Annotated in this window: 11 protein-coding genes; 4 read left to right on the top strand and 7 right to left on the bottom strand. The window is 71.3% G+C overall.

Annotated features, from left to right (window positions below; genetic code table 11):
- Nucleotides 1-2 precede the first annotated feature (2 nt).
- From HNR08_RS16670 to HNR08_RS16660, 3 genes are read right to left on the bottom strand one after another with little or no spacing between them, the layout of a single operon-like run.
- On the bottom strand, nt 3-1,205 hold the full coding sequence (locus HNR08_RS16670; protein ID WP_146838006.1) for a type II secretion system F family protein: 1,203 nt from the start codon (nt 1,203-1,205) through the stop codon (nt 3-5).
- On the bottom strand, nt 1,205-2,452 hold the full coding sequence (locus tag HNR08_RS16665; protein WP_183835132.1) for a type IV pilus twitching motility protein PilT: 1,248 nt from the start codon (nt 2,450-2,452) through the stop codon (nt 1,205-1,207). Before HNR08_RS16665 ends, HNR08_RS16670 begins: the two co-directional genes overlap by 1 nt.
- A gap of 11 nt (nt 2,453-2,463) precedes the next feature.
- The gene (locus HNR08_RS16660) at nt 2,464-4,107 is read right to left on the bottom strand and encodes a GspE/PulE family protein (RefSeq protein ID WP_146838002.1); all 1,644 of its coding nucleotides are present in this window, start codon (nt 4,105-4,107) and stop codon (nt 2,464-2,466) included.
- 121 nt (nt 4,108-4,228) lie between these two features.
- Here HNR08_RS16660 and pilM point away from each other — a divergent pair, with 121 nt between their 5' ends.
- From pilM to HNR08_RS16645, 3 genes are read left to right on the top strand one after another with little or no spacing between them, the layout of a single operon-like run.
- Nucleotides 4,229-5,293: a pilus assembly protein PilM gene (gene pilM, locus HNR08_RS16655; protein ID WP_146838000.1), complete on the top strand. Its 1,065-nt coding sequence runs from the start codon at nt 4,229-4,231 to the stop codon at nt 5,291-5,293.
- A gap of 13 nt (nt 5,294-5,306) precedes the next feature.
- Complete coding sequence (locus tag HNR08_RS16650; RefSeq protein ID WP_146837998.1) at nt 5,307-6,041, top strand: hypothetical protein; 735 nt, start codon at nt 5,307-5,309, stop codon at nt 6,039-6,041.
- Entirely contained in the window at nt 6,041-6,808 is a 768-nt protein-coding gene (locus tag HNR08_RS16645; RefSeq protein ID WP_183835130.1) for a hypothetical protein, read from the top strand. The genes HNR08_RS16650 and HNR08_RS16645 overlap by 1 nt, the downstream gene beginning before the upstream one ends.
- 54 nt (nt 6,809-6,862) lie before the next feature.
- On the opposite strand, the gene HNR08_RS16640 is transcribed toward HNR08_RS16645, so the two are convergent.
- Entirely contained in the window at nt 6,863-9,025 is a 2,163-nt protein-coding gene (locus tag HNR08_RS16640) for a hypothetical protein (protein ID WP_146837994.1), read from the bottom strand.
- Between the two features lie 679 nt (nt 9,026-9,704).
- Here HNR08_RS16640 and HNR08_RS16635 point away from each other — a divergent pair.
- Nucleotides 9,705-10,301: an FHIPEP family type III secretion protein gene (locus tag HNR08_RS16635; protein WP_146837992.1), complete on the top strand. Its 597-nt coding sequence runs from the start codon at nt 9,705-9,707 to the stop codon at nt 10,299-10,301.
- A gap of 158 nt (nt 10,302-10,459) precedes the next feature.
- Here HNR08_RS16635 and HNR08_RS16630 read toward each other — a convergent pair whose 3' ends face one another.
- The 3 genes from HNR08_RS16630 to HNR08_RS16620 are packed head-to-tail and all read right to left on the bottom strand — an operon-like array spanning nt 10,460 to nt 13,285.
- Nucleotides 10,460-11,278 carry an AAA family ATPase gene (locus HNR08_RS16630; protein WP_146837990.1) on the bottom strand — a complete coding sequence of 273 codons (819 nt, stop codon included), beginning with the start codon at nt 11,276-11,278 and terminating at the stop codon, nt 10,460-10,462.
- Entirely contained in the window at nt 11,275-12,678 is a 1,404-nt protein-coding gene (locus tag HNR08_RS16625; RefSeq protein ID WP_146837988.1) for a Mu transposase C-terminal domain-containing protein, read from the bottom strand. The genes HNR08_RS16630 and HNR08_RS16625 overlap by 4 nt, the downstream gene beginning before the upstream one ends.
- 7 nt (nt 12,679-12,685) lie before the next feature.
- Nucleotides 12,686-13,285 carry a recombinase family protein gene (locus HNR08_RS16620; protein WP_146837986.1) on the bottom strand — a complete coding sequence of 200 codons (600 nt, stop codon included), beginning with the start codon at nt 13,283-13,285 and terminating at the stop codon, nt 12,686-12,688.
- Nucleotides 13,286-13,522 lie beyond the last annotated feature (237 nt).

Below are 13,522 nucleotides of genomic sequence, written 5' to 3'. Positions count from 1 at the left end.
GCTCAGCCGATCAGGTCGAACATGGAGAACATGGGCATGTAGATCGCCAGGATCTGGAACCCGACCATGAGCCCCACCACCACGATCAGCACAGGCTCGATCGCAGAGGAGAGCTGCTTGGTCGCTCGGGTGACCGCGGAGTGGTAGAACCGCGAGACCCGCTCGAGCATCTCGCCGGGCTTGCCGACCTTCTCGCCCGCGGCCAGCATCTGCGAGACCAGGCCAGGGATCACATCGCCGTCGGACAGGTGCTTCGACAGATCCTCGCCGAGCGCCACGTACTCCCCCGCAGCCAGCAACGCCCGCTCGACGGCGAGGTTGTTCGCGGTCGGAGCGGCCTTCGGGATCGCCTGCAGCTGCGGCACACCCGCGTCGAGCAGCAGGGCGAGCGTCCTGGTGACGCGGCTGACGGCGATCTTGCGCATGATCGGGCCGAAGACCGGCAGGCGAAGCTTGAGCGGGTCGACGACGGCGCGGACCTTCTTGAGGTGCTTGTTGCGCCGCCACCAGAACCAGCCGGCGAAGCCCGCCACGCCCCCGAGGGGCGCGAGCCAGGTCATCACGTCCGACATGCCCAGGGCGATCCGCGTCGGCAGGGGCAGCTCCCCGCCGAGGTCGTCGAACATCGTCGCGAACCTCGGCAGGAGGAAGATCGACATCCCGACTGAGGCGAGCACGCCGACGAAGAGCACGACGACCGGGTAGGTCGATGCCTGCTTCACGTCGGAGGCGAGCTGCCCCTGGTCCTCGAGGGTCTCCGCGACGGCGAGAAGCGCCCGGTCGAGGAACCCGCCGGTCTCGGCGGCCTCGACCGTCGTGACGAGCTGGGGCGGGAACACGGAGGGGTGGCGAGCGAAGCCCTCGGCGAGCGACGATCCGTTCTCGAGGTCCGCCGCGACGGCGTCGATCGCGGAGGCGAGGGTCGGGTGGTCGGTCTCGCAAGCCATCATTCGCAGCGCCTGCAGAACCGGCAGGTCAGCGGCGACGACCGTGGCGAACATCCGCACGAACTGGGTCAGCTCGGCCGGCTTGACGCGCTTCGGGCCCCCGATCTGCATCTGCAGCCCTGAGCCGATCTTCTTCGCCGACAGGACCTGGTGGCCGCGCACCTTGGCGCCGGCGTGGACCTCGTCGAGGTCGTCGGCGGTCACGCTCTCCCTGACGATGGCTCCGTCGACCAGGTAGCGAACGTCGAACTGGGGCATCAGGCCCTCCGGGTGCTGGTGAGTCGGTCGGCGAGCTCGTCGGGGTTGAGGGCCGCCTCCGCGGCGGCCTCCTTGGTGATCCGGCCCTGCAGGACGAGGCGGGCCAGGTCGGCGTCCATGGTCGTCATCCCCCGGGCACCCCCCGACTGGATGACGCTGGTGATGCCGGCGAGCTTGTTCTGGCGGATCAGGGCGCGCGACGCGGTGTCGAGGAACAGCACCTCGCGAGCCGCGACGCGGCCGTTGCCGTCGACCGTCTTGACCAGCTGCTGGACGATGACGGCCTCGAGCGCGGAGGCGAGCTGCATGCGCACGAGGTTCTGGATGCTGTCGGGGAACATGCCGACGAACCGGTCGACTGTCTCGTGGGCGGACTTCGTGTGGAGGGTCGCCAGGACGAGATGGCCCGTCTCCGCTGCCTCCAGCGCGATGCGAGCGGTCTCGGGGTCGCGGAGCTCACCGACCAGGATCAGCGTGGGCGCTTGCCGCATGGCGGCTCGCAGCCCCGAGTCGAACGACGCGGTGTCCTGCCCGACCTCCCGCTGGGTCACCTTCGAGCGGATGCTGGTGTGCGGGAACTCGATCGGATCCTCGATCGTGACGATGTGGCCGGCGCGGGTCCGGTTCGCCAGGTTGACCAGGGCGGCCATGGTGGTCGACTTGCCGGATCCGGTCACCCCGCAGGTCAGGACGAGGCCGCGGCGCAGCTTGGCGAGGTCGCAGACGTGGGGCGGCAGGTCAAGTTCCTCGGCGGTGAGCACTGTCGTGGGGATCGCGCGCATGACCGCGCTGACCTTCCCCCTCGATCGGGCCACGTTGACCCGGAACCGAGCGGCGGTGCCCACCTGGTAGGCCAGGTCGACATCGCCGCTCGCCTCGAACTGGGCGGCCTGCCGCTCGTCCATGATCGCGACGAGCATCCGGTGCAGGTGGCTGTCCAGGATCGGCCCGGCGGCCGGAACGTCGACGAGGTCGCCGTTCAGGAAGGCGCACGGCACTTCGTCGCCGGCGAGCAGGAGGTCGGACCCCTTGTGGTGGACCAGCCACCGCAGCAGCTCGTCGAGGCCGCCGTTGTACGCCGCGAGGCCGGTGGGGGTAGCAGCCGGCGGCTGGGACTGGATGTGCTCGGCGGGTGCCACGGGGGCGGCGGTCGGGAGCGCGACCGGCGCGGCCGGCGCAGGAACGCGGCGCGGCTGGACTGGCACAGGCGCCGGCGACCCGGCGAAGAACTGCGGCTGCTGGTGCACGGTGCTCCCTCTCAGGCGGTGACGCGCAGGATCTCGGCCACGGTGGTCAGCCCCTGGGCGACCTTGAGCCAGCCGTCCTGGCGCATGGTGGTCAGGCCATCGGCCTCGGCGGCGGCCTTGGCACCGGTGCTGGAGACCGCGCCGGAGACGACGAACTGCTCCAGGGCGGCGGTCATCTGGACGGCCTCGAACACGGCGACCCGGCCCTGGTAGCCGCGCGAGCACCGCGCGCACCCGTCCGGGTGGGCGGCGTAGAAGGTGGTGGGGGTACCGGCGGGCACCTCGAAGCCCGCGGCCTCGAGATCGGCCGCTGTTGGCTCGATCCGCTGGCGGCACGCCTCGCACAGGCGCCGCACGAGGCGCTGGGCGAGAGCGCACTCCAGGACGGAGGCGACGAGGAAGGGCTCGACGCCCATCTCGACCAGGCGCACGGCCGCGTCTGGGGCGGAGTTGGTGTGCAGCGTGGACAGCACGAGGTGACCGGTCAGCGCGGCCTCGATCGCGACCGTGGCCGTCTCCTTGTCGCGGATCTCGCCCAGGAGGATGACGTCGGGGTCCTGCCGCAGGATCGCGCGCAGCGCGTTGGCGAAGGTCAGCCCGACCTCCGGGTGGATCTGCACCTGGTTGATCCCGTGCATCTGGTACTCGACCGGGTTCTCGACGGTGACGATGTTCCGGTCGCGCGTGGCCAGCTCGGCCAGGGTGGCGTACAGGGTCGTCGACTTGCCGGTCCCGGTGGGCCCGGTGACCAGGACCATGCCGTGAGGTCGGCTGAACCCCTCGCGCCAGCGGTTGGCGACCTGGTCGTTCATCCCGAACGAGGCGAGGTCCAGGCGCGTGGAGTTGTCCAGGATTCGCAGCACGGTCGTCTCGCCGTGGAGGGTCGGCAGCGTGGAGACGCGGATGTCGACGTTCCGGGCGCCGTGGCGGAACGTCATCTGCCCGTCGTGCGGGATGCGCCGGTCGAGGTCGATCTCCGCTCGTGTCTTGATGTAGGCGACCACGCCCGTCGCCACTTCCGCTGGGACCGGCTTCTTCTCGACTAGGACGCCGTCGATGCGGTACCGGACCGCCATCTCGAACATCCCGGGCTCGAAGTGGATGTCGGAGGCCCGGTCGTCGATGGCCTGAGCGATGTGCAACTCCACCATGCGGGCGCGAGCGTCGAGCGCCTCGGTGCGGGAACCGTCGCCGGCGGCGGTCGCGGCGAGCTCGCTGATCTCGCCGTCGTTGCGGTACGCAGCCGCGATCTTGGCGCGCACCTCCGGCACACGAGCGACGAGCCATGCGATCGCCTGGCCGGTGAAGTGCTGCGTCACGTCCTGCACCCTGACGGGGTTCGTGGCGGTGTCGAGCGTCGCGGCGATGACGAGCGTCGAGCCTTCGAACCGCAACGGGATCACCCCCCACGTCTCGGCGCGCTCGCGCGAGAGCAGGGCGACTGCCGCAGGGTCCGTCCTCTCGGCGATCAGGTCGGAGCTGGCCTCCAGCGTCGTCGTTCCGCGCACCAGCTCGACGAACAGCGGCCCTGCGGGGTGACCTGTGACGGCGGCAGCACGTTCGAGCACGTCCCCGCCGGGCAGGTTGCGGGCCTGCTGCGCCTGGTGCTCGCTCATCATCCCGCGAGCGACCAGCACTGCGAAGGTGTCAGTCACAGAAGGCTCCGAATCCCACGTCGCGCCTACTCAGGCGCGCCGTCAGTGTATGACACACTGGCGCGCAGGAAGATGAGGCGCCCCGGTGCGGCGCACACGTTCGTCCAACGCGAGGACCCACATGCCAAGCACAGTCGGACTGGACATCGGCACGACGGGCGTCCGCGCCGTCGAGACCTCCAGGACCGGCCGCTCGCACACCGTGCGACGCGCCCACGCCGTCCCGCTGACTCCGGGCGTGGTGCAGGACGGCGTCGTGAACGACCAGCCGGCGCTGCGCGCCGCCTTGCGAGAGCTCTGGCGCAAGGGCGGCTTCCACGGGCGCAGGGCCGCCCTGGTGATCGGCTCCTACCCGGCCGTCTCCGTGCGCTCGGCGAACGTCGTCTACCTGCCCTCCCGCAAGGACATGGACGTCGTGGTGGCCGCAGCCGCAGACAAGGTGATGCCGCACGACGGGTCACGCCTCTACCTGAGCCACCATCTCGCCGCGGTCGAGCACCGCGTGAACGAGAAGGGCGAGCCGGCTCCCGTGGCTACCGTCGCGATCGCGGGCGCCGATCGCGTCGCCCTGGACTCGGTCCTCGAGGCGGTCTGGGCGGCAGGCATCGTCCCGACATCGGTCGACGTCACCTCCTTCGCTCTATCGAGGTTCATCTCGGCTTCGTCCTCGGGTCCACACGCCGCGGACGTCGTCATCCACCTCGGCGCCACCACGGTCACGATGACCGGCATCGTGGACCGCCAGTTCGCCTACGAGTACGCGATGAACCAGCTGGCGGGCGCGATGCTCACGCAGGAGATCGCGTTCAGCATGGGCATCGACGGGGAGGAGGCCGAGCGGCTCAAGCTCGCAGGACCACCACAGGCCGACGACCCCCTCAGGGACCGGGATCTGGACGTCTCCATCCCGCTGGCCGGCTGGACCCAGGCCCTGGTGGACGAGATCCGTGGCGCCGTGGAGGGGCTCCGGCGCCACGTCGGAGTCCCGCTCGGGCGGGTGTGGCTGTCCGGCGGTGAGTCCGCTCTTCCTGGGCTAGCCGTCCGGCTCGCTGTCGAGCTCGGGCTGCGCGGCAAGGTCGCCGTGCTGGACGGACGGGCGTGGGTGCGGTCGCCCGAGAAGCTGCGGGCCGCGACCGAGGCGACGCAGCAGGACCTGACCGTCGCGCTCGCCGCGAGCGTCCGCTGAGAGGGCTGACCCGATGAAGCTGAACATCGACCTCGGCGAGCTGCTGCGCCGCCACAGCGGCGCCGACTCCCGCAAGGCGAGCACGGAGGCCGCTGTGAAGATCTCCGAGCCACGCGTCGACCTGCTCCCGGAGGTCTACCGCGCCCGCGCCCAGGAGCGATCCGTGCGCACTGCGGCGATCGCAGCGGCCGTCGGCGCGGCCGTGCTCGTCGGGGGCGGATGGGGCCTGGGCGTCGTGCGCAACGGGCAGGCCGGGGCCGCGCTGCAGCAAGCCCGGGCGACGGAGCAGCAGCTGAGCGGCGACATGGCGGTCTACGCGCCCGTGACCAACCTCGCAGCCCAGACGCGGGCGCTGACGGACACGATCGAGTCCCAGGCCGCTCTGGCGGTCGACCACGACGCGGTGCTGGCCCGCTTCCTGACGGCGGCGGAAGGCCGGCTGGTAGTCACCTCGCTGAGCCTCGACACCGAGAACGGCGCCGCGTGCGCCAGGACGAACCCCTTCGAGACGGACGCGCAGCCGCTCGGGTGCATCTCGTTCAGCGGGCAGCCGCTGGATGTCCCGGGCCTGCTGGACGCGCTCGCATCGGACGACTGGTTCGTCGACGAGTACGTGCCCGGAGCCGGCGCCGGCGAGACGATCACCGGCAGCGTGTCGGTGACTGCCGCGGCCCGCCCCGCGACCGACGGCGCAGGCGCGCTGCCCGAGGGCCAGGAACCGCAGACCCCGGTAGGAGAGCAGGGCTGATGATGATCCCCCGCGACAAGGGCACCCTCGCGGCGGCCGGAGCGACACTGGTCGTGCTCACGGCGGGCTGGTTCGGGCTCCTGGCGCCCACCCTCGCCGAGCACGCCGGCCTAGTCGCGCAGACCCAGCAGGCGGACGCGTCCAGCCAGGAGATGGGGCGCAAGCTGCCGGCCCTGCGATCCGAGCTCGACGACATCGCCCCGCGCGTCGACAGCCTGCGCGAGCTCGGGCAGCGGGTGCCGTCCACCATCGACCAGTCGGCACTGCTGCGCCAGCTCGAAGACCTCGCGGCGGCGTCGGGCATCCCGTCCGTCCGCCTCACCAACGTGGGCCTGCCGACCATGGTCGAGTCGCCGGCCGCCGTGGTGCCCGACGCGATCGCGACCGCCGCGCCCGGCGCCGACCTGCCTTCGGCGTCCGATACCGAGGAGTCGACCAGCGGCAAGGGCGAACCTGAGCTGCCGACGTCGCCTGCGGCGTCTGCGGCCCTCGCGAGCTACGAGGTGACGATGGAGGTCGCCGGGTCCGAGCCGCAGGTTCGCGACTTCCTCGCCGGCCTCCAGAGCGGCGAACGGCTGGCCCTGGTCAACACCTCGGCCCTGCAGGTCCTGGAGGATGGCACCGCCACTTTGCAGCTGAAGGCGACCTTCTTCCTGCAGCAGGTGGACGTCGAGGGACTGGCTTCGCAGATCGAGGACCTGCTCGCTCGCGGCACGGCGGACTCAGCGGTAGCGCGGCAGCCGCAACCCACCCACGCAGCTGACTGAACCGCGACGAGGGCCCCGGGCGTTCGCGTCCGGGGCCCTCGTCGCGCGCCGGAACTACCGGGGCACGGGAGCCCAGGGACGCGTCGGCGCACCATCCCAGGGCTCAGGGTCACTGGTGGGAGAGATGATCTCCTCGAACGGACGCTGACCCAGCCCGGGCGCCGGAACCGGCAGGGCGCCGGCCCCCTGCTCCGCAGCGTGCGTCAGCTCCGCTTCGCCCGCTGGCGCTGCCGCCGAGGCCAGCGACCGCGCCGGCGTGAACGGGACGGCCGTGAGAGCGGGCGCAGCCGGCGTCGGCACGGCGGCCGGGACGGCCACGGTGACGGGCGCCGGGACGGCCCCGCGAGCGACGGGCTGGAACGGCGCCGGAATCTGAGGGCCTGCCGGCGCGGGCAACGCCGGCACCGGCCCGGCCACCTGGTCGCGGTGACTGCCAGAGCCTGCTGACGGCACTCCCCGCAGTCCAGAGACCGCCTCGTGAGCCGCGGTCATCCGGGTGAACAGCGACGGCGCCATCCCGGGCCCGGGCGCCTCGAGGGAGGAGAGCACGTGGATGGACTTGTCGGCGCGGGCGCCCACCTCCAGCGTGCGTTCCTCCGCGTCGGTGACTCCTGCCTGTGCAGCAGCCACGCCGGCCAGGAGCGCGTCCAGCCTCACGCGGGTCGGGTCGACAACGCGGGTCCGGACCTCGGCGAGCTCGGCCTCGGCCGCGCGCAGCGGCTCGCCGAGGGCGCTCTCGACGCGAGCGTCGGCTTCTGCCGCGGCCCGCCGGGCGGCGGCCGACTGCGCCTTCGCGCTGGCGTGCAGCTGCTCCAGGAGCTGGAGCGCTTCCCTGGCGCGATCGACCTCGGACTGGGCGTCGGCCTCGACCCGCGCTGCCGCCTCTTCCGACGCCTGCGCTGCGGCGAGGCCATCCAGGACCTCGCGGCCCTGCTCTCGGATGCTCTCGACCTTCGCCTCCGCTCCACGGGCGCTGGCCTTGGCGCGCTGGAGCTCGTTCTCGGCGATGGCGACCTGCGACCGGGCGTCGGTCAGGTTGGCGCTCGCCCGCCTGAACGCCTCCACGGCGGCGTCGAGCTGCTCGACCAGGTCCGCCGCGGTGGTCGCCGCCGTCTTGGTCACCTCGGCAAGGATGCTCTGGCGGACCTCGAGCTCGAGCGGGGTGCCGGCCTGCTCCACCCAGTCTCGAAGGACGATCGGCGTGGCGACAGGGGCGGGCGCCGGGGCGTCGACCGGGACCGGCACGGGCGCCGGGGAGGTGGCGTACCAGGTGGGCTCCGCCGCGGGGAGCGACGGCTCCACCGGGTTGACGATCTCCAGGTCGAGGTGAGCGAGCTCGTCGAACGCCGAGTCCGCGGGTTCCGGAGCGACCTCGGCCGGCGGCTCGGTCAGGTCCGACTGCACGGGGGCGACGGGCACGGCGATGGCGACCGCCCACTCGTTGTCAGGGTCCTCGAGCGCCTCCGGAACGGGGAACTCGGGCATCAGTGTCTGCGGCTCGGCGGTGGAGAACTCGACGGCCGCACCGCCGGCGAGCAGGGCTTCGGACAGCCGGCTGAGGATGGTGCAGCGACTGGTGCCGGTGGTGTACGCCAGCTCGTCGATGGTGCGCGTGCCGTCGAAGGCGGCGTCTCCGGGGACCTCTGCCACGAGGAGCGGGGCTCCGTGGGAGGCGGCCCGCGGCGGGAAGCCCTGGGCGGCCAGGGCCCGCGAGACGACCTCCCATGCGGTGATGAGCTGGTCGACGCGGGCGGTGACGTCCTGGATGACCACCGACTGGTCCTTGGGGAAGAGCCGGACCCCGCTGCTCACCTCGACCTTCTTGCGTCGGGTGACCTTCGCGCCGGTCCACGTCAGGGCCGAGGCGAGCAGGCCGTAGGACCAGTCGGCGATGAAGCCCTCGATGGCGTCGAGCGCTTCGACCTTGCGCAGCTCGGGATCCTCGCTGTGTCCCAGGACCCCGGACTCGCTCAGGAACTGCAGCGGGTTGACACCCTCGGGCACGCGCTGTCCGGTGAGGCACTCGGCGAGCTGCGTGGCGGGCGGCTCGAACTGCCCGCTCTGGATCGCCCGGACCTTGCCGTTGTCGAGGTAGACGGTGATGTCGCGCCCCGGGGCCAGCACCTCGATCGCGCCGGTGAAGCCCTTGCCCGCGGCCTCGCGGAGCTCGCGCAGCAGCCGCGATCGCTCGTCGATCCTCGTCGTGACGGAAGGCATGGAGTTCCTATCGGGTGAGGCTGCGCATCCAGGACGCCTGACCGTCCGAGTGTATGACACGCGTCCCGCTGTGCCGGAGACGTTGAAGGGCAGACAGCCCCGGCGTGTCATACAGCCTCGCCGCGCCGGAACGCGCCCAGCCGGCGGAGCCGCGACGCCCACAGCGCCCTGCGGACAACACGGAGACACCGGGAGCCCGCCCCGCAGAGCACTCCGTCGAGCACTCGGAGCATCACCGCTGGTCAAAGGGCATGACCTGGTCCGAAGTGGACCCCCAACGGAGTAACGGAGACGAAATCGTAAGTCGTATTAGGGGATACACATACAGTCTCCCGAGCCCCACCTCCCCCACTCCCCATGGGGCCGAGTGAGTGATTCACACACCCCATAGGGGGGTGGGGGCGAAAATTTGGCCCGCAGCTCCGCAGCCGCGATTTTCCCCGGCTGACCTGCATGAACGTCGTTCTTGCCGGGTGAACGCGCTGCGGGCGGGCGCCCGCGCCTCGGGGCGGAATCGGACAAACGTCCCAAGAATCGGACAAGGGCTCCACCGAGCCCTTGGAACGTCCTGCTACGCTCGCTGCGCCCGAGCGGGCACCGGAGAGAGGGACGGCGAGCGTAGCAGCGCCACAATCGCCGGGACCCTCCACTTCTTGAGCCGGCCGCACATCTGATCTCCATGCGCATCCTGTCGCCCACCCCCACCCTGCCGAACGTCGACGACGTCCGGATCGCGCGGCCTCGCGACACGCTGCAGCTGTGCCTCCGACAACTACGCGGCGTCATGTACAGCGTCGTGCGCAACCCCTGGCTGCTCACGTTCGTCGGTGTGGCGCTCGTTCTGGCGGTCATCGGGAAGGTCGTCCTCGCCCTGCTCGCCGCGTGTGTGGGCGTGGTCTTCCTCTACGGCGGGTGGATCGCCCTTTCGGTCGCGACCGGCCTGAAGGTCTTCGTGATCCACTCCCAGGGCGGGCGGTTCGCCGCGAGCATCGGACTGCTCCGTACCCGGCGCGGTTGGCTCATCGACGACCACACCGCCGCACGGCCGGGCAGCAACCAGGGCGCCGCCCTGCGGTCGCTGCTCGGCCCGGCGCTCGCCGCCGACGCGGACTCCAAGGGCGTGACGATCCTGACCCGGGCAGCCACGGCCAAGCTCTCCGAGCGCTACGCCGGCAGCCTGCCCGGGCTGCACCGCGCACCGGGCCAGGAGCGTCGCAAGCGCGGGATCCGGATGGTCCGGGAGCCCTCCGCGCCCGTGAGCCCGACCGCGGAGTAGCCCGCGTCGAGCAGCGCGTCGCCGTGACGGTGACGGCGCGCACCGGCGTGTCCGGTTCCAAGGAAGTGGGACGGCCCGCCGCCCGGCCGGCCCGACCCGCGACACGTGTGGCTTTCTCCGGTACGTGGCGGCGGTCTTCCGTCGCTCGGAGGCGGTTCCTAGTTGACGCCGATGACGAGGGTGCTGGCGGCCGCTTCAACGACGTCGTTAGTGATGGTCTGCAGCTCGTTAATCTTCAGGACGCGTTCGATCTGGGGGAAGAGCCGCTCGAGGAGGCGGAAGTTGCCGCGGGTGATGCGGCTGATCGCGGCGATGGTCTGGGCGTCGGTGAAGTCGTCGGGGTTGAGCGTCTTGCCGAGGGTGCGCCAGTGGCGTTGGAGGACGAAGAGCAGCTCGTCGTTGCTCAGGGGCCGGTACTGATGGGCGAAGCCGACGCGGCTGTAGAACTGGGGGTAGTGGCTGAACTGCTTCTCCAGTCCGGGCATGCCGATGAGGACCAGGGCGATCTGGTCGCGGTCGTAGCGGTCCCGTAGGAGCTCGAGGGCGGTGGGACTGAGGCGTTCGGACTCGTCGACGATGACGAGCTGGACGTAGTTGGTGGTGCGCCGGGTACCCCACCGGTCCAGGGGGATGCGGCCGGGCACCTCGAGGTGCTGCTGGATGCAGATGCTGGTGCGCGTGATGATCCGGTCCAGGTCATCGCGCAGCAGCCGCGGGGTGGTCAGGACCCCGGGGGTGTACAGGGCGGTGCGGTTCTTGGCCAGCGCGGCGTAGATCTTGGCGTCGTCGTCGCTGCGTGGGCCCCAGTCGGTGAGCAGCTCGTGGGCTTGGTCCCAGTGGGCGTAGCGGCGTGCGGAGACGGTTTTGCCGACCCCGGCCGGTCCGAAGCACAGCCCGATGGTGCGACCGCGCCGGACGGAGTCGGCGAACTCGGTGAAGCGGCGGTGCTCCTTGGTCACGATGAAGCGTTCGCTCACCTGAGGTCCTCCTTGTAGACCTTGAGCCGCGCCACGGTCGGCACGCGCGGCGGCACTGGCCTGGCAGGGGCGTCGGGGCTGTGGGCGGCCACGACGGCGATCCGCTCGTTGATGCCTCGGCGCAGGGCGCGGCGCCGGGTGTTGCGGGCTGCTTGGACGTCCTTGAGGCTGATCTGCTGCGCGTGGTGGTCCTGGTCGACGGCGGTGCACAGGAACTGGTCGTGGTCGAAGACGCGGATCTCGGTGATGTCTCTGGGGTCGTAGCGGATGAGCACGGGGCGCCCGACGAAGGCGGCGAGGGTCGGTGCGACGTAGCGCATGCCCTGGAAGTGGATGCCGTCGCGGCGCACGGTCCTGGATCGGGCGACGGTCAGCATCAGCCCGTCCAGTGCCTGGAGGGTGTCGGGAAGGCGTGGCAGCCACCCGTCGGCGATCCACGCCGCCCGCGGGGAGACGCCCAGCTCGCTGTGGGTCCGGTCGTTGTAGTCCAGGACGAACGCCCCGACGGCGGTGTCGAGGTCGGCCAAGGACAGGGCTGGCGCGGGCGAGAGCTCCGCGCCACTGCGGAGGTGTCCAGGCAGGGTGGTGAGCAGCTCGGTGTTGACCGTGCCGAAGAAGCGCTCGATCTTGCCGCGTCCTTGGGGTCGGGCGACGGCGGAGTGGATCATTCGAATGTGCAGGTCGACGGCGGTGCGGGCCAGGTGGTCGCTGGTGAAGTCCGACCCGTGGTCGACGTAGAGCACCTCGGGGATGCCGCACATCGGCCATCGGGGGTCGGTCTTGGGCCAGATCGCCTGCCGTAGCGCCAGGGCGGTGTACATCGTCGACGGCGCACCGAAGAAGACCGTGTAGCCGCAGATCGCGCGGGAGCAGTCGTCCATCACCACGGTCAGCCACGGCCGGGCCGGCTTGCCGTCCGTGCCGACGAGCACGATGTCCAGCAAGGTGTGGTCGGCCTGCCACATCGCATTGGGCCGGTCAGCGGTCCGCCGTAGCGCGAGCTCGTACTTGTCCCGGTAGGAGGCGGGTCCCTCGAGGGCGAGGGTGACCATGCCGGGGTCCAGGGCGGTGATGATCGATCGGACGACGCCGTAGGACGGGACCGGCCACCCGGTGCCGGCGCAGACCTTCACGACCGTTCGGTGGATCGCGGCGATCGGTGGGCGGGGTCGGGTCAGCCCGAGTCCTTCGATCAGGGCGATGAGGTCCGGTGGCAGGTGATGTCCGCCCGCGTCCGCCCGCGGCAGTCGGCCCAGGGCCGGCAGGCCGCCGGCGCGGTAGCGGGCATGCCAGCGTTCCAGCGTGCGTACGCCCAGGCCGTGGTGACGGGCCAGCGCGGCGAGCGGGACCTGGTCCTCGACATGCGACCGCAGGATCTGCCAGCGCCCGTCCGCGTCCACGGCCGGCCTACACGGCGCTCGTGGCTCGTCGTGACGGGGCCGCCGCGGCAGGTGGGCGGTTCAGGGCCCGGTAGATCGTGGTGCGGGAGACGCCGAGCACCTGCCCGATCTGGGCGACGGTCATGTCCTTCTGCTCATACATGCGCCGGGCCGCCCGGACCTGGTCCGCGGACAACGCCGACGGCCGCCCACCGTTGCGGCCCCGTGCACGAGCGGCCGCGAGGCCGGCGTTGGTGCGTTCGCGGATCAGGTCGCGCTCGAACTCGGCCAGGGCCGCGAAGACGTGGAACACCAGCCGTCCGCCCGGGGAGGTGGTGTCGATCGTCTCCTGCAGGGACCGGAACCCGACGCCGCGGTCGGCCAGGACCTGCAGCTGGTCGATCAGGTGCCGGATCGACCGGCCGAGGCGGTCCAGGCGCCACACGACCAGGGTGTCTCCGGGGCGCAGCTGGTCCAGCAGCTTGTCCAGCTCCGGTCGGTGCTGCAGCGACCCGGAGCCGGTGTCGACGAATACCCGGTAGCACCCGGCCTTGGTCAGCGCGTCGATCTGCAGCGACGCGTCCTGGTCGGTCGTCGACACGCGCGCGTAGCCCAGGAGGTGTCCCACTCTCCGACCGTAGCGAAACTCGTCTGACCCGTGAAGTATCGCGCCGTAGATTCCGGCACGCAGTTCCGCTACATCGGGCGCCTCGTCGACCACCCACGCCGGCTGAGCTCTGACGGGTGTAGCGGAAACGTTCGATTAGCGCACGCTGCTGCTAACCGAGGGCTGCGGCCTCAGTTCGGTTCGACGGGGACGCGCTGTACTGCCCGGAGAGGCGCTGCGGCCAAGGTATACGCGCGA

It is taken from the genome of Cellulomonas hominis (genome assembly GCF_014201095.1).
Taxonomy (GTDB): Bacteria; Actinomycetota; Actinomycetes; order Actinomycetales; family Cellulomonadaceae; genus Cellulomonas; species Cellulomonas hominis.
This window is presented reverse-complemented; position numbering and strand designations above follow the sequence as displayed.

Bases quoted from the DNA above. Each gene is read 5' to 3' on its own strand.
- HNR08_RS16650 (WP_146837998.1), top strand. From the start codon at position 5,307: ATGAAGCTGAACATCGACCTCGGCGAGCTGCTGCGCCGCCACAGCGGC.
- HNR08_RS16640 (WP_146837994.1), bottom strand. From the start codon at position 9,025: ATGCCTTCCGTCACGACGAGGATCGACGAGCGATCGCGGCTGCTGCGC.
- pilM (WP_146838000.1), top strand. From the start codon at position 4,229: ATGCCAAGCACAGTCGGACTGGACATCGGCACGACGGGCGTCCGCGCC.
- HNR08_RS16645 (WP_183835130.1), top strand. From the start codon at position 6,041: ATGATGATCCCCCGCGACAAGGGCACCCTCGCGGCGGCCGGAGCGACA.
- HNR08_RS16635 (WP_146837992.1), top strand. From the start codon at position 9,705: ATGCGCATCCTGTCGCCCACCCCCACCCTGCCGAACGTCGACGACGTC.
- HNR08_RS16670 (WP_146838006.1), bottom strand. From the start codon at position 1,205: ATGCCCCAGTTCGACGTTCGCTACCTGGTCGACGGAGCCATCGTCAGG.